This window comes from Streptomyces sp. NPDC058697 (assembly GCF_042715345.1).
Taxonomy (GTDB): Bacteria; Actinomycetota; Actinomycetes; order Streptomycetales; family Streptomycetaceae; genus Streptomyces; species Streptomyces liliifuscus.
In genome coordinates this window covers 358,229-376,720 of the sequence record NZ_JBHXSU010000006.1, presented here as the reverse complement: position 1 = coordinate 376,720, position 18,492 = coordinate 358,229, and the positions used below count along the sequence as shown (strand labels likewise).

Annotated in this window: 16 protein-coding genes and 2 tRNA genes; 6 read left to right on the top strand and 12 right to left on the bottom strand. The window is 71.2% G+C overall.

Going from position 1 to position 18,492, the window contains the following annotated elements:
- Positions 1–12: 12 nt before the first annotated feature.
- Positions 13–1,674 carry an AMP-binding protein gene (locus ACFWXQ_RS17595; protein ID WP_383937397.1) on the top strand — a complete coding sequence of 554 codons (1,662 nt, stop codon included), beginning with the start codon at positions 13–15 and terminating at the stop codon, positions 1,672–1,674.
- 80 nt (positions 1,675–1,754) lie between these two features.
- Here ACFWXQ_RS17595 and ACFWXQ_RS17590 read toward each other — a convergent pair.
- The 6 genes from ACFWXQ_RS17590 to ehuB form a co-directional block, all read right to left on the bottom strand.
- Positions 1,755–1,828 (bottom strand) — tRNA-Lys (locus ACFWXQ_RS17590).
- 87 nt (positions 1,829–1,915) lie between these two features.
- Positions 1,916–2,674, bottom strand: coding sequence for an IclR family transcriptional regulator (locus tag ACFWXQ_RS17585; RefSeq protein WP_383937399.1), 759 nt, complete (start codon positions 2,672–2,674; stop codon positions 1,916–1,918).
- A 276-nt stretch (positions 2,675–2,950) separates the two neighbouring features.
- On the bottom strand, positions 2,951–3,760 hold the full coding sequence (gene ehuA / locus ACFWXQ_RS17580) for an ectoine/hydroxyectoine ABC transporter ATP-binding protein EhuA (RefSeq protein ID WP_383937401.1): 810 nt from the start codon (positions 3,758–3,760) through the stop codon (positions 2,951–2,953).
- Positions 3,761–3,770: 10 nt separating this feature from the next.
- Entirely contained in the window at positions 3,771–4,421 is a 651-nt protein-coding gene (gene ehuD / locus ACFWXQ_RS17575; protein ID WP_383937403.1) for an ectoine/hydroxyectoine ABC transporter permease subunit EhuD, read from the bottom strand.
- Positions 4,421–5,146 (bottom strand): ectoine/hydroxyectoine ABC transporter permease subunit EhuC, encoded by a 726-nt coding sequence (gene ehuC / locus ACFWXQ_RS17570; RefSeq protein WP_383937405.1) that lies wholly within the window; start codon positions 5,144–5,146, stop codon positions 4,421–4,423. The genes ehuD and ehuC overlap by 1 nt, the downstream gene beginning before the upstream one ends.
- A complete protein-coding gene (gene ehuB / locus ACFWXQ_RS17565; protein WP_383937407.1) occupies positions 5,143–6,069 on the bottom strand; it encodes an ectoine/hydroxyectoine ABC transporter substrate-binding protein EhuB in 927 nt (308 codons plus the stop codon). Before ehuB ends, ehuC begins: the two co-directional genes overlap by 4 nt.
- 95 nt (positions 6,070–6,164) lie before the next feature.
- Here ehuB and ACFWXQ_RS17560 point away from each other — a divergent pair, with 95 nt between their 5' ends.
- A complete protein-coding gene (locus tag ACFWXQ_RS17560; RefSeq protein WP_307524021.1) occupies positions 6,165–6,665 on the top strand; it encodes a DUF3830 family protein in 501 nt (166 codons plus the stop codon).
- A 277-nt stretch (positions 6,666–6,942) separates the two neighbouring features.
- Here ACFWXQ_RS17560 and ACFWXQ_RS17555 read toward each other — a convergent pair whose 3' ends face one another.
- Both ACFWXQ_RS17555 and ACFWXQ_RS17550 read right to left on the bottom strand, forming a co-directional pair.
- Positions 6,943–8,346, bottom strand: coding sequence for an amidase (locus tag ACFWXQ_RS17555; protein WP_383937409.1), 1,404 nt, complete (start codon positions 8,344–8,346; stop codon positions 6,943–6,945).
- Positions 8,347–8,392: 46 nt separating this feature from the next.
- A complete protein-coding gene (locus ACFWXQ_RS17550) occupies positions 8,393–9,367 on the bottom strand; it encodes a D-2-hydroxyacid dehydrogenase (protein WP_383937411.1) in 975 nt (324 codons plus the stop codon).
- 316 nt (positions 9,368–9,683) lie between these two features.
- On the opposite strand from ACFWXQ_RS17550, the gene ACFWXQ_RS17545 reads away from it, so the two are divergent.
- The 3 genes from ACFWXQ_RS17545 (at position 9,684) to ACFWXQ_RS17535 (ending at position 12,938) form a co-directional block, all read left to right on the top strand.
- A complete protein-coding gene (locus ACFWXQ_RS17545) occupies positions 9,684–10,472 on the top strand; it encodes an aspartate/glutamate racemase family protein (protein WP_383937413.1) in 789 nt (262 codons plus the stop codon).
- Complete coding sequence (locus ACFWXQ_RS17540; protein ID WP_383937415.1) at positions 10,469–11,200, top strand: decarboxylase; 732 nt, start codon at positions 10,469–10,471, stop codon at positions 11,198–11,200. The genes ACFWXQ_RS17545 and ACFWXQ_RS17540 overlap by 4 nt, the downstream gene beginning before the upstream one ends.
- A gap of 595 nt (positions 11,201–11,795) precedes the next feature.
- On the top strand, positions 11,796–12,938 hold the full coding sequence (locus ACFWXQ_RS17535) for an LLM class flavin-dependent oxidoreductase (protein WP_383943267.1): 1,143 nt from the start codon (positions 11,796–11,798) through the stop codon (positions 12,936–12,938).
- Here the strand turns inward: ACFWXQ_RS17535 and ACFWXQ_RS17530 are convergent.
- On the bottom strand, positions 12,929–15,073 hold the full coding sequence (locus ACFWXQ_RS17530) for a putative bifunctional diguanylate cyclase/phosphodiesterase (RefSeq protein ID WP_383943264.1): 2,145 nt from the start codon (positions 15,071–15,073) through the stop codon (positions 12,929–12,931). The genes ACFWXQ_RS17535 and ACFWXQ_RS17530 overlap by 10 nt on opposite strands.
- A gap of 570 nt (positions 15,074–15,643) precedes the next feature.
- On the opposite strand from ACFWXQ_RS17530, the gene ACFWXQ_RS17525 reads away from it, so the two are divergent.
- Positions 15,644–16,897: a M6 family metalloprotease domain-containing protein gene (locus ACFWXQ_RS17525; RefSeq protein WP_383943261.1), complete on the top strand. Its 1,254-nt coding sequence runs from the start codon at positions 15,644–15,646 to the stop codon at positions 16,895–16,897.
- Between the two features lie 138 nt (positions 16,898–17,035).
- Here the strand turns inward: ACFWXQ_RS17525 and ACFWXQ_RS17520 are convergent.
- The 3 genes from ACFWXQ_RS17520 to ACFWXQ_RS17510 form a co-directional block, all read right to left on the bottom strand.
- Positions 17,036–17,109: transfer RNA gene (locus ACFWXQ_RS17520), tRNA-Lys, on the bottom strand.
- Positions 17,100–17,855, bottom strand: a complete 756-nt coding sequence (locus ACFWXQ_RS17515) for a hypothetical protein (RefSeq protein ID WP_383943258.1) — start codon at positions 17,853–17,855, stop codon at positions 17,100–17,102. The genes ACFWXQ_RS17520 and ACFWXQ_RS17515 overlap by 10 nt, the downstream gene beginning before the upstream one ends.
- Before the next feature lie 253 nt (positions 17,856–18,108).
- Positions 18,109–18,474, bottom strand: coding sequence for a hypothetical protein (locus ACFWXQ_RS17510; RefSeq protein ID WP_143632492.1), 366 nt, complete (start codon positions 18,472–18,474; stop codon positions 18,109–18,111).
- Between the last annotated feature and the right edge of the window lie 18 nt (positions 18,475–18,492).

Genomic DNA, 18,492 nt, shown 5'->3' with positions numbered 1-18,492 from the left:
TGGTGCGCCTCCATGGGATCCAGGAGCGTGGGGACCGGCGCGCGGACCGTCGCGGAGCTCGTGCAGGACCGGTGGGGCGACCACCGGCCGGGGCTGTGGTTCGAGGAGCGGACCCTGACCCACCACGAGGTGGCCGCGGGAGCGGCGGCGCGGGCCGCGCTCCTGACGGACCTGCTGCCGCCCGGCGCGGAACCGCATGTGGGCGTGCTGCTCGACAACACCCCTGAATACCCCCTGTGGCTGAGCGCGGCGGCCCTGGCGGGTGCGGCCGTCGCCGGGATCAATCCCACCCGCCGCGGCCCCGAGCTCGCCCGCGACATCCTGCACACCGAGTGCCGCGTCCTGGTCACCGAGCGGGCCCACCTGCCCCTCCTCGACGGACTCGAACTCCCGGGCGTACGGCTGCTGGTGACCGACACCGAGGCGTACGGGCAACTGCTCGCGCCGTACGCGGACGCGTGCCCCGAGCCGGCGCGGGCCGCCCCGGGGAGCCGCCTCCTCCTGTACTTCACCTCCGGCTCGACCGGGGCGCCCAAGGCGGCGATCTGCTCGCAGGGGCGGCTCGCGGCGGCCGGGCGGTCGCTGGTCGGCCACTTCGGGGTGCGTGCGGACGACGTGCACTACATCTGCATGCCGATGTTCCACGGCAACGCGGTCATCGCGGACTGGGCGCCCGCCCTCGCGGCCGGCGCGGGAGTCGCCCTGCGGCGCCGGTTCTCGGCCTCGGGCTTCCTGACGGACGTACGGGCGTACGGGGCCACGTACTTCACGTACGTGGGACGGGCCGTGCAGTACATCCTGGCCACCCCCGCCCGGGCCGACGACCGGGACAACCCGCTGCGGACGGGCTTCGGCACGGAGGCGGGGGCGGTGGACGCGGCCGCCTTCGAGGAGCGGTTCGGGGTGCGGCTGGTGGAGGGGTACGGGTCCTCCGAGGGCGGGGCGGCGATCCAGCGGACGCCCGGCACACCGAAGGGGGCGATCGGGCGGGCCGCGCCCGGCGACGATCTCGCGGTGGTCGACCCGGCGAGCCGCACCGAGTGCCCCGCGGCGGCCTTCGACCCTGACGGCAGGCTGCTCAACGGGCAGGATGCCATAGGCGAGCTGGTGAACCGCGGGCCCAACCCCTTCGAGGGCTACTGGCGCAACGAGGCGGCGGAGGCCGCCCGGCAGCGGGACGGCTGGTACTGGACCGGGGACCTCTTCTACCGGGACGCCGACGGATTCCTGTACTTCGCGGGGCGCACGGACGACCGGCTCCGCGTCGACAGCGAGAACCTGGCCGCCGCGGTGATCGAGAGCATCCTCGCCCGCTACGAGGGCGCGGACGCCGTGGCCGTCTACGCCGTGCCCGACCCGGTGGCGGGCGACCAGGTGATGGCCACTGTGGCCGGCGCCTTCGACCCCCTCGCCTTCGAGGCATTCCTCCGCGCCCAGCCGGACCTGGGCACCAAGATGGCCCCCCGCTTCGTACGGATCGTGGACCGTATGCCGGTCACCGCCACCAACAAGATCCACCGGGTCGGGCTGCGGCGGGAGGGGTTCCGGTGCGCGGATCCGGTGTGGTGGCGGCCGGCGGGGGAGGGCGCGTACCGGCGGCTGGACGAGGCGGACCTGGCGGAGCTCATGGAGCGGTACCGGGCGCGGGGGCGCGAGGAACTGCTGGTGAGGTAGGCCGGACCTGCCGAAGCCCCGCCGGCTGCGGCTGAGGCGGGTACGCGAAAGGCCTCCGCTCTCGCGGAGGCCTTCGTTTGTGCGCCGCCAGGGACTCGAACCCCGGACCCGCTGATTAAGAGTCAGCTGCTCTAACCAACTGAGCTAGCGGCGCATGACTCTCGCCAACCGCTTTTCGCGGCTGGCGACAGAAAAAATAATACCTGGTCCGAGCGGGTGCTCCGGACCACGCCGTCCGCGATCAGATCGCGAGGGAGAGCAGCACGGGCGCGGCGCCCCGGTTCAGGGTGTCCGCCGCCTCGCGCAGCCGGTGGGCGTGGGACACGGGCAGGGAGAGGGCGAGGCAGCCCACGGCCGAGCCGGCCGTGATGGGGACCGCCGCGCACACCGTGCCGACCGCGTACTCCTGGAGGTCGAGCACGGGCACGGTGGGTGCCTGGGCGTCGAGCCGGGACAGGAGAGCGCGCTCGTTCGTGATGGTGCGCGAGGTGAGGCGGGCCATCCGGTGGCGGGAGAGGTGGTCGCGTCGGCCGTTGAGGTCGAGCTGGCCGAGGAGGCTCTTGCCGATCGCGCTGGCGTGGGCCGCGGAGCGGAAGTCCACCCATTCGTTGACCGCCGGGGTGGTCGGGCTGTCGGCCCACTGGGAGACGTGGATCTCGCCGTCCACGTACCGGCTCATGTAGACGGCGGCGCCGACCGAGTCGCGCAGCCGGTCGAGGTTCCGCTGGAGCTGGGTGCGCAGGGCCTCGTCCCGGCCGTGTGCGGAGCCCAGCCTGCCGAGTGCCGCGCCGGTGACGTACGCCCCGTCGGTGGTCTGCTCGACGTACCCCTCGCGGCGCAGCATCCGCAGGAGTGCGGTGAGGCGCTCCGTGTCGAGGCCGGTGCGGCTGGCGAGTTCGGCGTCCGTGACACCGGTGGTGTGCCGCGCCACGGTCTCCAGGACGCGCAGGGCGTCCTGGGCCGAGTGGTACGGCACGGTCGGCTCGTGCTTCAGCGCCATGGACTGGGTCCCCCCTGCGCTTTTCGGCCCGGCTTGTATGTCGGCGCGTTCGCATCAACGCGTCGACATCAACACAGCCCGGACGGCCGGGCCCCCTCCACGATAACTGCCAAGAGGCTTACGAGGAGGGGGTGTTGGCGAGATTGGTGGCTCGTTCCAGTCCCCTCAACAGCGGGGCATCCTTCTGGCATATGCCAAAGTCATGCCCCATCGGCTCGGCCTCGGAACCCCGCCGTCTCCACTTCTTGAAGACCGGCCGGTGACGCTTCCGAAGGATTACAGCACCGCGCCGAGGAACTCCCGCGTCCGCTCGTGCTCCGGGTCGCCGAAGATTTTCTCCGGCGGACCGGACTCCAGGACGCGCCCCGAGTCGAACATCAGCACCTGGTCGGAGATGTCCCGGGCGAAGTTCATCTCGTGGGTCACGCAGAGCATCGTGATGTCCGTGGTGCGGGCGATGTCCCTGAGCACGTCGAGGACACCCGCGACCAGCTCGGGGTCGAGCGCGGAGGTCACCTCGTCCAGGAGCAGGACCTGCGGCCGCATCGCCAGGGCCCGCGCGATCGCGACCCGCTGCTGCTGGCCGCCGGAGAGCTGGCTCGGGTACTTGTCGACGTGCTCGGTCAGCCCGACCAGTTCGAGCAGCTCCCGGGCCCGCTCCTCGGCCGCGTCCTTGGACATGCCGAGCACGGTGACCGGCGCCTCCGTGATGTTGCGCAGCACCTTCATGTTGGGGAAGAGGTTGAACTGCTGGAAGACCATCCCGATGTTCTTGCGGACCTCGCGGATGTGCTTCTCGCCGGCCGGGACCAGCTTGCCGTTCTTCTCCTCGTGGGTCAGGTAGTCACCGTTGACCTTGATCGTGCCCTCGTCGGGCTTGGCCAGGGTCATCAGCAGCCGCAGGATCGTCGTCTTGCCGGAACCGGACGGGCCGATCAGCGTGACGTGCTTGCCGGAGGCGACCGAGAAGTCCAGCCCGTCGAGGACGACGTTGTCCCCGAAGCGCTTGGTGACGTTGTCGAAGCGGATCAGCTCGCTGCCGTCCGCCGCCGGGTTGGCGTCGGAGGTGGCGTCGGGCTCTTTCATCAAAGGGGTGTCAGCGGACAAGACGTCGCTCCAGGGCTCGCATGAGGAGGGAAGCGGGATAGGAAATGAGGATGAAGGCCACGCCGATGACCGTCAGAGGCTCGGTGAACTGGAAGTTCTGCTGCGCGAACAGCCGCGCCTCGCCGAGCATGTCGAGGACGGTGATCGCCATCAGCATCGGCGTGTCCTTGAGCATCGAGATGACGTAGTTGCCCAGCGCGGGCACCACCCGGCGGATCGCCTGCGGCAGGATCACCGCGGTCCACGTCCGGGTCATGGGCAGGTTCAGTGCCGTGGCCGCTTCCCACTGGCCGGCCGGCACGCCCTCGATACCGGCCCGGTAGACCTGCATCGTGTACGTCGAGTAGTGCAGCCCGATGGCGACGACACCGGTGGTCATCGCGGAGAACGTGATGTTCCACTCGGGCAGCACGTAGAAGAGGAAGAACAGCTGCACCAGCAGCGGGGTGTTCCGGATGAACTCCGTGACGACCCCGACCGGCCAGCGCACCCAGCGGCTCGGCGCGCGCATCAGCAGCGCCCACACCAGCCCGAGGGCGAAGGAGATCAGCGAGCCGAGCACCAGGGCCTGCAGGGTGATCAGCAGTCCGTCCCAGAAGTGCGGCATGAAGTCGCCGACGGCACTCCAGTCCCATTTCATCAGCGACCCCCTGCCGCTTCGGCACCGACGGCCGTGGTCTCCGGGCGGGGCGCGGGAACCTTCCCGCCGCCCTCGGGCACCCTGCCGAGCCCGGCCTTCAGCTTCTTCTCCAGACCGCGCATGACCCGCGTGAGCAGGAAGGCGATCACGAAGTAGATCAGCAGGATGTACGTGTAGATCTCCGCGCTCTCCTGCAGCGCGAGCCGCACCAGGTTGCCGCTGAACGCCAGGTCGCCCATGCCCATCACGGACACCAGGGCCGTGCCCTTGAGCAGCTCGATCAGCAGGTTGGAGAAGGGCGGGATCATCTCCGGCACCGCCTGCGGAAGCAGGATCAGCCGCAGCCGCTGCCAGGGCGTGAAGCTCAGCGCGATGCCGCCCTCACGCTGTGCCGGGTCGACGGAGTTCAGGGCGCCGCGCACGATCTCGGAGCCGTACGCCCCGTAGGTGAGACCCAGGGCGAGGGTGCCCGCCCACATGGGGACCAGCTGCCAGCCGAAGGCCGGCGGCAGCACGAAGAACACCCAGAAGATCATGATCAGCGCGGAGGTACCGCGGAACACCTCGGTGTAGAAGCCCGCGAGGAAGCGGACTATCCACAGCCGGTGGGTGCGCGCGATGCCCACCACGAAGGAGACGGCCGCGGCCAGCAGCGCGCTGAACACCAGCAGCTGGACCGTGACCCAGATCCCCTTCAGCACGAGTTCCCAGAGTCCCGATGTCATCCGCCGCACAACTCCTTCGCGGTCATATCGGTCATCTCGTTCTTGGTGAAACCGAAGGGCTGGAGGATCCGGAACAGCTCACCGCTCTCCTTCAGCTTCCTGAGCTCCACGTTGAAGGCGTCCCGCAGCCCGGTCTCCGTCGGGCGGAACGCGAAGCCACCGCCGTCTACGTGCGGCTTGCCGTCCACGAGTGGCGCGAACGGCTTGGTCGACTCCGTCTTTCGGGACTTCTTGACGACCTCGCGGGTGGTCAGAGCCGTCCCCGCGAAGACGTCGACACGGCCCGCCTCGACGGCGTTCAGACCCGCGACCTGGTCCGGGACGATCAGGATGTCGCTCTCCTTGTACCCGGCGTCGACCGCGTACTGGATCTCCGCGTAGCCGGTTCCGGTCGCGAACTTCGCCTTCGACTCCACGACGTCCTTGTAGTCGTGCAGGTTCTTCGGATTGCCCTTGCGCACGATGAAGGAGTCGAGCATCTGGTAGTCGGGGTCGGAGAAGATCACCTGCTCGCAGCGTTCGGCGTTGATGTACATGCCGGCGGCGACCACGTCGAACTGCTGGGAGTTCAGACCGGGGATGAGTGAGCCGAACTCCGTGGGCACGGGCTGGACACTGTCCACCCCCAGCCGTTTGAAGATGACCCGCGCGAGCTCCGGTGCCTCGCCGGTGAGCTTGCCGTTCTTGTCGATGTAGCCGAATGGGATCTCGCCGGCGATGCCGAGGCGTACGACGCCCTGGGCCTTCAGCCGGTCCAGGAGATCACCGCCGTCCTTGCCGGACGCCGTGGCCACACGGCTGCATCCGGCCGCGCCGAGCGCGCCGAACGCCGCGACGCCGGCCAGCAGTGACCGGCGGCTCGCGCCGCGTTTCTTCTCTTCCGCGGAAGCTTCTTTCGCGTCGTTCCCAAATGGTGGAGCCATGGGCGCGCGGCTACCCGGGACGATGCGAGTTATGCGGATCTGTTTGCGCCCCGTTTGCGGAGGGCCCTCTTGACCCGGGGTGGACCATGGAAATCATGACCGACCGCTACATCGACGTGTCCCTGTCCAAGCGCGGAGTCCACTGCACTGCGAAGCTCCTCGACGACCGTGCGCCGATCACCTGCGAGGCGGTGTGGAACGCGCTGCCGCTGAGCAGTGACGTGTATCACGCGAAGTACGCCCGCAACGAGATCTACGCCCTGTTCCCGGCGTTCGCCCCGGCCGAGCCGCCGCTGGAGAACCCGACCGTCACGCCCATTCCGGGCGACCTCTGCTATTTCTCCTTCTCCGGTACGCAGCTGGGTACGCAGGCGTACGGATACGGCTCGGGCGCCGGTGTCCAGGCCGGCGCTCCGGTGATCGACCTTGCCCTGTTCTACGAGCGCAACAATCTCCTGCTCAACGGGGATGTGGGGTGGGTGCCGGGGATTGTGTGGGGGCAGGTGGTGGAGGGCTTGGACGCGATGGCCGAGGCGTGCAACGACCTCTGGCGCGCGGGCGCGCTGGGGGAGACGCTGAGCTTCTCCCGGGTGTAGGGGCGGTGGGGCTGAGGGTGGTGCGTCGGCTGCGGGCCGGTGGGGGCTGATCGCGCAGTTCCCCGCGCCCCTGGGGGGTGGGTGGTTGACGTGTTTTGTTCACCGCGGGCCGGTGGGGGTTGATCGCGCAGTTCCCCGCGCCCCTAAAGACTGCGCCGTTCCCCGCGCCCCCAAAGGTAAAAGCCAGGGGCGCAGCCCCGCTTTTTAGGGGCGCGGGGAACTGCGCGACCAGCCACGACGGGCCCGCAGTCGAATCACCGGCCTTCCAACGGCACGCTCAGTTCAGGGGCGGCGGGGCAACCCCGCCCACCCCCGCCTCGTACAACGCATGAGCCGTCCGCAGGACCAGCGCGTCCTGATGGCGGGCGGCCACGATCTGGAGCCCCACCGGGAGACCGGAGCCGTCCACGCCCACCGGGACCGTCGCCGCCGGCTGCTGCGTCATGTTGAAGGGGTAGGTGAAGGGGGTCCACCCAGTCCACCGGCGGTGGCCCGAGCTGCGAGGAACCTCCATGCCCGCCTCGAACGCGGTGATCGGGATCGTCGGCGTGACCAGGACGTCGTAGGTCTCGTGGAAGAGGCCCATCCGGCGGCCGAGTTCCATGCGTACGTCCACCGCCGCGAGGTAATCGAGCGCGCTGGACCGGGCCCCCGCCTCACAGATCTCCCGCAGCCCCGGATCCAGCAGTTTCCGCTGGTCGGGGCCGAGCCGCTGGGTGACCCGGGCGGCCCCGCCGAACCACAGGGTGTGGAACGCCTCGACGGGATCCGTGAAGTCGGGGTCGGCCTCCTCGACGTACGCCCCGAGGGACGCGAGCCCCTCCACCCCGCGCCGCACCGCCGCCGCGACCCCGGGCTGGACAGCCACCTGCCCGCCGAGGGAGGGCGAGTACGCGACGCGCAACCCCCGCACCCCGCCGGCCAGCCCGTCCACGAAGGAGCCGTTCACCGGGCCGAGCTGCGACCAGTCGCGTGGGTCGGGGCCGCTGATGACGTCCATCATCAGGGCCGCGTCCGCCGCGTCCCGTGTCATCGGCCCGACGTGCGCCAGCGTCCCGAACGCGCTCGCGGGATACAGCGGCACCCTCCCGTACGTCGCCTTCAGCGCGAAGATCCCGCAGAAGGCGCCGGGGATACGGACGCTGCCGCCCCCGTCCGTACCGAGGGACAGCGGGCCCGCGCCCAGCGCCACGGCCGCCGCGCTGCCGCCGCTGGACCCGCCCGAGGTGCGCGAGAGGTCGTACGGGTTCCGGGTCACGCCCGCCTGGGGCGAGTCCGTGACGCCCTTCCAGCCGAACTCGGGTGTCGTCGTCCGGCCGACGAACACGGCCCCGTGCTCGCGCAGCCGGGCCACGGAGGGCGCGTCCTCGTCCCAACGGCCCTCGGGGGAGATCGTCTTGGAGCCCTTGAGCGTCGGCCCGCCGCGCATCAGCAGGATGTCCTTCACCGAGACCGGCACCCCGTCGACCAGCCCGGCCGGCTCGCCGCGGCGCCACCGCTCGGCCGACTCCCGGGCCTGCGCGAGGGCCGTGTCCGCCTCGACGCGTACGAACGCGTTCACCGCGGTCTGGACCTCCTCGGCCCTGCGCAGCGCGGCCCGCACCGCGTCCACGGGGCTGAATTCGCCCTTGCGGTATCCCTCGACGAGTCGTACAGCGGTCAGCTCGGTGAGCTCGGTCATCCGCCCCTCCAACGTGCCTCAGTGGACGTGCTTCAGTGGACGTGTCTCAGTGGCCAGGTACGTATCCACGCTGTTTGTCGACGACGTTCGGCAGCGGCTCTCCCGCCTCCCAGAGCTCGTACAACTCCACGAACTGCGCACCGAGTTCGTCCCGCCAGCCCACCGTGTCCCCGCTCATGTGCGGCGACACGATGAGGTCCGGGGCCGCCCACAACGGGCTGTCGGGGCCCAGCGGTTCGTGCTCGAAGACGTCGAGCGCCGCCCCCGCGATCCAGCGGCTCGCGAGAGCCTCGGCCAGCGCTTCCTCGATCACAAGCTGCCCGCGACCGACGTTCACGAAGCGTGCCGACGGCTGCATCAGTCCAAAACGCCGCGCGTCGAACATCCCGTACGTGTCCTCGGTGAGCGGCGCCGCGGACACCACCCAGTCGGCGCGGGCCATCAGCCGGTCGAGGTCCTCCGGGCCGTGCACCCCCGCGCGCGGGGTGCGCCCCACGAGCGCCGTCGTGATGCCGAGGGCCTTCAACGTCCCCTCGATCGCGCGCCCGATCGGTCCGGAACCGACCACGCACGCGCGCGTGCCGGCGATCCGCTGCGACTCGCGGTGCCGCCACTCCCGGGCCCGCTGCAGGTCCCAGGTGCGCGGCAGATCCTTGGCCATGGCGAGGACGAGCGCGGCCACGTACTCCGCGATCGGCTGGTCGAAGACACCGCGCGCGTTCGTCACCAGCGTGTCGGACGCGGCGAGTTCGGGGCACATCAGATGGTCCACGCCCGCGCTCGCCGTGTGCACCCAGCGCGGTCGCGGGCCCTCGCCCGGCCAGGCCCGGCGCACGGCGTGCGAGGCGAAGTCCCAGACCAGCAGGACGTCCGCGGTGGGCAGGAGCGCGGCCAGCGACGACTCGTCGGCGTGCTCGACCCGCACCCGGCCGGTGAGCCGGCCGAGCCGGGGAGGCGGATCGGCGTCGAGCACCAGAAGGGTTGTCTTTTCGGCCAGGTTCGGGGGCGTGGCAGAGGTCATCGGGGGGAAACCATTTCGCAACGAGGGTCCGCTTCTCTGGTATCTGGACGCTGGACGCCGGGCTCTGAGTGCTTGCCGGACATCGGCCGAGCCGTCTGGGACCGGCCGTCGGGCCGGGGGCGCACAGCCGTCTCAGATGCGCGGATTGACCACGCTCGCACCGGAACCTACCTTCGTCAACAAGGGCTAGTTTCCGTGGGAATCCCGGAGTCCCGTCCGTTCCCCTGTCCCGACGTCCCGGCATGCGCCGGCTTGTGTCCCCCCGGCCCTCCCGGCCGGTCACCACCGCTTGTTCGACCTGAGTTTGGGGCTGCTCATGGACGTCTCCTTCCTTGGTGGACCACACCCTCAAAGGGGTGTCGGCGTCGTCGCTCCCTTCGATTTCGCTCTCGACCGTGAACTGTGGCGCTGGGTCCCCGACGAGGTCTCACTCCACCTCACCCGTACGCCGTTCGTGCCCGTGGAGGTCAGCCTCGACCTGGCCCGGCTGGTCAGCGAGCACGAGACGCTCGGCGACGCGGTGCGCGCGCTGAACGCCGTCGGGCCGGAGATCGTCGCGTACGCCTGCACGTCCGGCAGCTTCGTCGGCGGCATCCCGGGCGAGCGCGCGATGTGCGAGGCCATGACCCGGGCCGGCGAGATCCCGTCCGTGACCACGTCCGGCGCCCTCCTGGCGGCACTGGAGGAGCTGGGCGCCCGGCGGATCGCGCTCGTCACGCCGTACACCGTCTCCGTGACCCAGTCCCTGGAGGAGTACCTCGCCGAGGCGGGCATCACGGTCACCGGCCGCGCCTACATGGGCCTGACCAGGCACATCTGGAAGGTCCCGTACCGCAATGTGGTCGATATGGCGCGTGACGCCGTACGCGGCCATGCGGACGCCCTCTTCATCAGCTGTACGAATCTCCCCACCTACGACGTCATCCCGCAGCTGGAGGCCGAGCTGCGCATCCCGGTGATCTCGGCCAACCAGGTGACGATGTGGGCTGCCCTGCGCCACCTGGGTACCCGGGCAGTAGGGCCGTATCAGGCGCTGATCGACGAGTCGGCGCGAGCGCGGCCCGTACCGCCCGCACTGCCGGAAGAACAGGAAGGTTGGGCATGACGGCTCTCGGATTCCTCTACCCGGGCCACTCGGCCGAGGACGACTACCCGCGCATCGAGCAGCTCCTTGGCAGCGACATCCGCCTCCAGCTCGTCCACACGGACATCGGTGAGGACGCCCATCGCGTGGACGCGCTGCTGGAGATGGGCTCGGCGGCACGCCTCGCCGCCGGGATCGAGGAGCTGCGCCTGTCCGGTGCCGAGGCGGTGGTCTGGGCCTGCACGAGCGGCAGTTTCGTCTACGGCTGGGAGGGCGCCCACGACCAGGTCCGCACGCTCGCCACGACGGCGGGGCTGCCGGCCTCCTCGACGTCCTTCGCGTTCGTCCATGCCGTACGGGAGCTGGGCGTGAAGCGGGTCGCGATCGCCGCGACGTACCCCGACGACGTGGCTGTTCTCTTCGGGAACTTCCTGGGGGACGCGGGTCTGGACGTCCTCGGTGTGCGCAGTTCCGGGATCATCACGGCGGCCGAGGTGGGTACGTGGGGTGAGGCCGAGGTGCTGGCCCTGGCCCGGGCGGGCGACCACCCTGAGGCGGAGGTCGTCCTCCTGCCCGACACCGCCCTCCACACGGCGTCCCACATCCCGGCCCTGGAAAAGGAACTCGGCAAGGCGGTCCTGACCGCCAACCAGGTCACGGTCTGGGAGGCCCTCCGCCTCACAGACCGCCGCGTGAACGCCCCCGAGCTCGGCACCCTCTTCACCAGGGAACCGATCGTCCAGGTGTGACGGGCCCGGCGGGGGCGGAGGCAGGGCTTTTCCGCCCCCGCCGCCCCTACCCGTCCCATCCTTCTGGGGCTCCGCCCCAGGCCCCGGTGGTGCGATTTCGGGTGCGGGTGCGCTGTGGCTGGTCGCGCAGTTCCCCGCGCCCCTGGAAAGCGGGGGCTGCGCCCCCTGCTTTCCAGCCCGCTCGGCGTTTGAGGACGATCCCCACCCACCTCGGTCAACCCACCCACCCACGTCCGCCCTCTACCTACGTCCGCCTCCCACCTACGTCCGCCACCCACCTCGATCAACCCACCCACCCACGTCCGCCCTCTACCTACGTCCGCCTCCCACCTACGTCCGCCACCCACCCCGGTCAACCCACCCACCGACGTCCGCCCCCCCCACCCACCTCCGCCACCCACCCCGGTCAACCCACCCACCCACGTCCGCCCCCCACCCACCTAGCCCCTCCGGCGTTTGAGGAGCGGGGGTTCGGGGGCTGGTCCCCGAAAAGGGACGGGAATGGGTAGGGGTGGCGGGGGCGAGGGAATAAAGCGGAGCCAACCTCCTGTTACGGCACGGCGGACAACGCGTCGTAGCAAACAGGAGGACCCCCGTGGCGGCACCGGACCACACCACCAGCGAACCCGACGAGATCAGGGCGGAGGCGAAGGGGACCGCGCAGGTACCCCTCTCCGTCCTCGACCTGGTCACGGTAGGCGCCGGCCGCACCGCGACGGACGCCCTGCGCACCAGCGTCAAGCTCTCCCGCCTGGCGGAGGACAGGGGCTTCCACCGCTACTGGGTGGCCGAACACCACTCCATGCCGGGCGTGGCCTCCACCTCCCCGGCCGTGATCCTCGCCCACCTGGCCGCCCACACGACCCGCATCCGCCTAGGCTCGGGCGGCGTCATGCTCCCGAACCACGCCCCGCTGGTCATCGCGGAGCAGTTCGGCACCCTGGAGGCGATGGCCCCGGGCCGCATCGACCTGGGCCTCGGCCGAGCCCCCGGCACGGACGGCGCCACAGCCGCGGCCCTCCGCCGCACGGACCGCCTCAACGAGGGCGCGGACGACTTCCCCGAGCAGCTCGCGGAGCTCACCCGCTTCCTGGACGACGACTTCCCGCCCGGCCACCCCTACGCCCGCATCCACGCGGTTCCGGGCCCCGTCCAGGCGACCTCCCCCGGCGGAGTCCAGTCCCCGCACCGCCCGCCGATCTGGCTGCTCGGCTCCTCCGGCTTCAGCGCCCGCCTCGCGGGCACCCTGGGTCTGCCCTTCGCCTTCGCGCACCACTTCTCGGCGCAGAACACGATCCCGGCGCTCGACCTCTACCGCGAGTCCTTCCGCCCGTCGGCCGTACTCGACTCGCCCTACGCCCTGATCGGCGTCTCCGCCCTCGCGACGGACGACGAGAAGGAGGCCAGCCGCCAGATCATGGCGGCCGCGCTGAACATGGTCCGCCTGCGCACCGGCCGCCCCGGCCTGGTCCCCACCCCGGAGGAGGCGGAGGCGTACGAGTTCAGCCCGATGGAACGGGAGTTCGTCGACTCCTGGAACGCGAACGTCATCCACGGCACCGCCGACGAGGTCCGCTCCGGCCTCGACGACCTCCAGAAGCGCACCGGCGCCGACGAGTTGATGCTCACCGCCGTCGCCCACAACGGCGACCTGCGCCTGCGCTCCTACGAACTGATCGCGGACGCCTACGGGTTGCCCACGGCCGGCAGGCCCGGGGCCGGGGAGCCTCAAGCCTGAGAACAGGCCGCCGCCGTCAACAGCGCGGAGATACGATCCGCCGCCACCGGCCGGGAGTAGAGCCACCCCTGGCCGGTGTCGCAGCCGATACGCCGCAGCCGTGACGCCTGCCCCGCGGTCTCCACGCACTCCGCGGTGACCGTCAGACCGAGCCGGTGCGCGAGCTGGATCATCGCCTCGACGACCACCTCGTCGGCCGGGTTGGGCGGGGCCGCCGAGCCGTCGCCGCTCTCGTACTGGAAGCCGCGCACGAACGACCCGTCGAGCTTCAGCACCGAGACCGGCAGCCGGCTGAGGTAGGCGAGGTTCGAGTAGCCCGTGCCGAAGTCGTCGATGGCGATGCGTACGCCCATGTTGCTCAGGGCCTGGAGGGCCTGGAGCGGGCGGCCCGCGGAGCCCATCACCGCGGACTCGGTCAGCTCCAGCTGGAGCAGATGCGGGGCGAGTCCGGTCTCCGCGAGCGTGGCCGCCACGTCCGCCACCAGGTCGGAGTCCCAGACCTGACGCACGGCCACGTTCACACTGACGAAGATCGGTTCCGCGTCCGGGTGATCCAGCTGCCAGCGGCGCGCCTGCCGGCAGGCGGTGGCCAGCACCCAGCGGCCCAGCTGCACGATCGAACCGTCCTCCTCGGCAAGTCCGATGAACCGATTCGGCGTCAGTGTGCCGAACTGAGGATGGTTCCATCGCACCAGCGCCTCGACCCCGCGCACCCCGCCGTCCTCCATGCATACGAGCGGCTGGTACTCCAGCGCGAACTCGCCCTTCTCGATGGCCGGGCGGAGCGTGGAGGAGAGGGCCTGGCGGGTCATCCGGTGGGCGTTGCGCTCCGGGTCGAACAGCGTCCAGCGGGACTTTCCGTCGGCCTTCGCCCAGTACAGCGTCGTGTCGGCGGCCTGCATCAGACCCGTCGCGGTGGTGCCGGCCGCGTGCCGCTCGACGACACCGATCGAGGCCGAGACCGAGAGCCGCTGCCCGGACAGGTCGAACGGCACCTGCAGGGACTTCAGTACGGAGTCGGCGAGGTCCGCGAGCTGCTCCGTACCCGTGGAGTCCTCGACCAGCAGCGCAAACTCGTCGCCGCCGAGCCGGGCGACCAGGGGAGTGGCCGGCCGCGCGTACCCCGCCTCGTTCGCGCAGCGCGTCAGGCGCTCGGCGACGGCCGCGAGCAGCCGGTCGCCGACGCGGTGGCCGAGTGTGTCGTTGACCGCCTTGAATCCGTCGAGGTCCAGATAGCAGAGCCCGATCCGGCCGGTGCCGGACTCCTCGTACGCCTCCGCCTCCAGGGCGGCCGCGAGCCGCTCGAAGAACAGGGTGCGGTTGGGCAGCCGGGTCACCGGGTCGTGCATCTGCAAGTGGCGCAGCCGGGCCTGGAGTTCGCGGCGGGCGCTGATGTCGGAGACCGAGAGCAGCACCGCGCGCTCCTCCTCGGGCAGCGGACTGACCGTCACCTGGGCCCAGAGGGAGTGGCCGTCGGGGTGTTTGAGACGTCGGGTGCAGCGGAGCCTGGCCTGCCGGCCGCGGAGCACCTCGCGGTACGCGTGCCACGTACGGGCGTCCGAGGCGAGGTCCACCAGGTCGGCGGCGATCCGGCCGGTGAGCCCTTCGGGGCCCGCGCCGAGGAGCGCGGCCAGGGTGTCGTTGGCCGTGACGACCAGGCCTTCCCGGTCCACGACGGCCATCGCGAGGGGCGCGGCGGCGAAAGTGGCGCGGAATGTACGTGTGGCGGCCTCGGTGTCGGTTCCGGGACGGGCTCCGTCGCCGGTACTGGGGTGGGGGTGGGGGTAGGCGTCGGCACGCGGATCGGTGCCGGTGTGGGGGTGGCCGTCGGCCTCGAAGTCGATCCCCGGGTGCGGCGGGAGGCCGGCGGGCGGACCGGCCGAGAGCCGCGCCGGAAGTCCCGCCGACAGACCCGACGGGAATCCGGCGAGGAAGTCGGCCGGAAGCCCGGCCGGTAGCTCGGCGGGGAGTCCCGCCGAGAGGTCCAGAGGGGGTGCGACCAGGGACTCGACGCGTGGGACCCGTTCCTCGTGAGGAGGGGTCCCGACGCGACGAGAGGCCGCGATGTGACTCTCTGTGACGGCCGGCCGGACGAGGTCTACCGCGGGCGCCGGCCCATCGGACGTTCCGCTCACCGTTCGCTCCCGCTGTGCACTCGTTCGTCGTACAGGTCTCGTCGGGGGGTCGGCCGGTGGTGGACGGCCGCTCTAGCCGTGTCCGCGCAGGAAAGTGTGCCGATCATAGAGGTTGGCCGTAGGGCCTTCCAGCTACTGTCCAGTGTCCCGGATGAACCCCTCTCTCTGACAGATCGTTTCTGCCCGCAGCTGGACGGGTTCCTTCACCGGCCGATCACTTGTGACGTTCCGTGAGTGCTCGGGGTGTCGGCGTGTCCTGGCGCCCCCCTGGTGCTCCCCGATGTTCTCGGTCGGATGTCGGCCCTCTCACTCCTTTGGTTCAGATAAACAGGGCGTAAACGATCAAACCGGCACAGGCTGGGTGCGGTATCCCGAATTCCGCATCCGGAGGTCGACGTGCCGCGTCTGCTCCCCCTCAAGGGGCTCACCCGTGGCGGGGTTCGGCCCCGTCGGCGAGGCCTCCGCCGGCCCTTTCCGCGCCGGCCCGGGCCGGTCCGGCGTGTACCGGCATGGTGGGGGCAGACCTGGCGCGAACGGTGGTGGCACGCGCCGGCGGCCGTGTTCACCTCCATGACGGCCCTCGCCGCCACCTCCCTGGTGACGGGCCCCTCGGTCGCCGTCCCGCTCTCCATGCCGTGCGCCCTCAAGCGCACCGAGGCGCACCACTCGGAGGGCCTGGACACCTGGAACGCCGCCTACCCGCGCCCCACCAGCCGCCTCGACGCCGTCATGGTCTTCCTCTCCTTCCCGGACGCCGACCCGCTGACCACGCCCGACGAACTGACGGCCGACTACTTCCCCGCCACCAGCCGCTTCTTCGAACGGGCCTCGTACGGCAGGTTCCAGCTCCGCCCGCACCCGCTCACCGAGTGGATCCGGATGCCGCGCGCCTCCACCTCGTACGCCATACAGCGCGACTGGAACGCGGCGGCGCGCTCGGCGTATCTGCGCGACGCCCTCGCCGCGGCGGACGACCGGGTCGACTTCTCCCGCTACGACATCGTCTACTTCGTCGCCGACCCGGACGCGCCCGGCGTGGACTCGGACGCGACGAAGGTGGTGAACATGGACACGCCGCTGCGGGCCGACGGGAAGGACATCCGCCGGGTCGTCACGGTCTTCGAGAAGCATCCGCCGGACCGGCTGGTCCTGGCCCACGAGACCGGACACGTCTTCGACCTCCCCGACCTCTACCACCGCCCCTCCGACGGCAAGGGCGACTGGGACACGTACGTCGGCGACTGGGACCTCATGGGCAGCCAGTTCGGCCTGGCGCCCGACCTGTTCGGCTGGCACAAGTGGAAACTCGGGTGGCTGGAAACACGCCAGGTGGCGTGTGTGCGGGGTGCGGGCGGCCGGGGTACGCGGCTGACGCTGGAGTCTCTGGGGGCGGGGCCCGGGGTGGCCGCGGCGGGTTCGGAGGCCTTCGTGAGGGCGGGTGTTCCCGGTGCCGGGCCGGAGTCGCACGGCATGGGATTCGGGTCCGGGAATGGGACGAAACTGGCGGTGGTGCGGACCGGGCCGGACACTGCGGTCGCCTTCGAGGCGCGCGGGCCGATCGGCAACGACGCGGCGGTCTGCTCACAGGGAGTGCTCGTCTACCGCGTGCGCGGCGGGACCCAGTCCGGCGGCGGCCCGATCGAGGTCGTCGACGCGCACCCCTCGTCCGCGGCCTGCTGGGACGACTCGGTCTATCCGCCGCTCGCCGACGCGCCGGTCGGCCTCGGGGAGACCTTCACGGTGCCGGGCGAGAACCTGCGCGTCGAGGTGGAGGGCCGGACGGCTTCGGGGGCGTGGACGGTGACGATCTCGACCGCCGGCTGACCTCCTGGGCGGGGTCCGCACCGTCGGCAGCCGGGGGTGTGGGTGGCGAAGCCCCCACAACGCGCGGCGAAGCCGCGCAGGAACGACGATGGCGAGGTGGTTCGCGCTTTCCGCGAACACGCCTCGCCATCACCATCGTGCGCCGCCAGGGACTCGAACCCCGGACCCGCTGATTAAGAGTCAGCTGCTCTAACCAACTGAGCTAGCGGCGCTTGCTGACGTCGTAGACCTTAGCATCCTGATCGGCGCGAGGAAAAATCGATATCGGGGCCTCGGGGGAGGGCTCGGGGACGCGTCGGCGGGCCGCTGACCGGGCAGCTCGTATCGCCGCCCAGAGCAGGATCGCCGGGGTCGGCAGCCACGGGTGGCGGGTGTCGGGGGCGACCAGCCAGCGGGATTCCGCGGCGGGACGGGAGCCGGTGCGGGGAGCCGCCCGGACGGCCGGGGCGGGGGGCGGGACCGTCACCGCGTCACCGGTGCCGTGGCAGAGGAGCGGCGGGACGGTCCGGGCGCGCTCCGAGGCGCCGCCCGAGCCCCACTCCTCCCACTCCAGGAGTGCGGGCAGCCGCTGTGCGGTGCCGGGCGCGGCGAACAGGAGCATCCGGCCCCGGTAGGTGGCGACAGGGCCCGAGCCCGGGCCCTCGTCCCACAGCCGGTCCAGCATGCGGCGGCCGAAGACCGCGGGCGCGTTGACGACGTCGAAGGCGGAGCCGCAGGACAGGACCACCGGGGCGGCGGGCCGGTCCTCCCAGAAGCCGAGCGTGCCGCGCGGGTACGTTCCTGTCGAGGCGAGCCAGGCGGCGCCCTCGGAGGTGACCCCCGAGACGTCGAACCGGTCGGGGAGCGGTTCGACGGTGCCGGTGCCGGTGCCGGTGCCGGTGCTGTGGCTCGTGCCGTGGCCGTGGCCCGGGCCGGGGCTGTCGGGGGCGATGCTTGCCGGGTTCCGATCGCTGCTCATGTCGTATAGAGCTACCGGGGGTGAACGGCTTGTCCCCGAGGGTTGCGGGAATGGGGGACGGCGGGGTGCGGGGTGGGGTATCTTGCCCACCTGGCATATGCCAGCGGTTGTTTTCGGCTGGGGTTGGCTTGGATACGCGGTTGACGCACGGTTGTCCGGGGGCCCGGTTGCCCGTACGACTTGCGGCCGGGGCGCTCGCTGTAGGTGTCGCTTCCGTCGGCGCTTCCGTCGTCGCCGGCTCCGGCTCCGGCGCTCAGACCGGGTCCGCGTAACCCTCGGCGTCCGCGCCGCGCAGGAGTTCGCGGCCGAACTCCACCATCTTCTTCGCGTAGTCCTCGGTCCACTCGGCCCGTTCGGCGATCGCCGCGGGCGTCAGCCGGTCGAACCGGCGGGGATCGGCGAGCTGCGCGGCGGCCATCGCCTGGAACTCGACCGCCCGGTCGGTGGCCGCGCGGAACGCGAGGGTCAGCTCCGTGGCCCGGTCCAGCAGCGCCTGGGGATCCTCTATCGATTCCAGGTCGAAAAAGTGCTCGGGATCGGCAGCAGCCTCCGCGGGCTCGAAGAGCAGCGGCGCGGGGCGAAGCCGCGGCTCGTTCCGACGCGGCGTGGGCTCCGCCATGACTTCTCCTCCTCGTAC

Excerpts from the sequence above, each read along its gene's own strand:
- ACFWXQ_RS17595 (WP_383937397.1), top strand. The coding sequence starts at position 13 with ATGGGATCCAGGAGCGTGGGGACCGGCGCGCGGACCGTCGCGGAGCTC.
- ACFWXQ_RS17585 (WP_383937399.1), bottom strand. The coding sequence starts at position 2,674 with ATGGCGCTGAAGCACGAGCCGACCGTGCCGTACCACTCGGCCCAGGAC.
- ehuA (WP_383937401.1), bottom strand. The coding sequence starts at position 3,760 with ATGAAAGAGCCCGACGCCACCTCCGACGCCAACCCGGCGGCGGACGGC.
- ehuD (WP_383937403.1), bottom strand. The coding sequence starts at position 4,421 with ATGAAATGGGACTGGAGTGCCGTCGGCGACTTCATGCCGCACTTCTGG.
- ehuC (WP_383937405.1), bottom strand. The coding sequence starts at position 5,146 with ATGACATCGGGACTCTGGGAACTCGTGCTGAAGGGGATCTGGGTCACG.
- ehuB (WP_383937407.1), bottom strand. The coding sequence starts at position 6,069 with ATGGCTCCACCATTTGGGAACGACGCGAAAGAAGCTTCCGCGGAAGAG.
- ACFWXQ_RS17560 (WP_307524021.1), top strand. The coding sequence starts at position 6,165 with ATGACCGACCGCTACATCGACGTGTCCCTGTCCAAGCGCGGAGTCCAC.
- ACFWXQ_RS17555 (WP_383937409.1), bottom strand. The coding sequence starts at position 8,346 with ATGACCGAGCTCACCGAGCTGACCGCTGTACGACTCGTCGAGGGATAC.
- ACFWXQ_RS17550 (WP_383937411.1), bottom strand. The coding sequence starts at position 9,367 with ATGACCTCTGCCACGCCCCCGAACCTGGCCGAAAAGACAACCCTTCTG.
- ACFWXQ_RS17545 (WP_383937413.1), top strand. The coding sequence starts at position 9,684 with ATGGACGTCTCCTTCCTTGGTGGACCACACCCTCAAAGGGGTGTCGGC.
- ACFWXQ_RS17540 (WP_383937415.1), top strand. The coding sequence starts at position 10,469 with ATGACGGCTCTCGGATTCCTCTACCCGGGCCACTCGGCCGAGGACGAC.
- ACFWXQ_RS17525 (WP_383943261.1), top strand. The coding sequence starts at position 15,644 with ATGACGGCCCTCGCCGCCACCTCCCTGGTGACGGGCCCCTCGGTCGCC.
- ACFWXQ_RS17515 (WP_383943258.1), bottom strand. The coding sequence starts at position 17,855 with ATGAGCAGCGATCGGAACCCGGCAAGCATCGCCCCCGACAGCCCCGGC.
- ACFWXQ_RS17510 (WP_143632492.1), bottom strand. The coding sequence starts at position 18,474 with ATGGCGGAGCCCACGCCGCGTCGGAACGAGCCGCGGCTTCGCCCCGCG.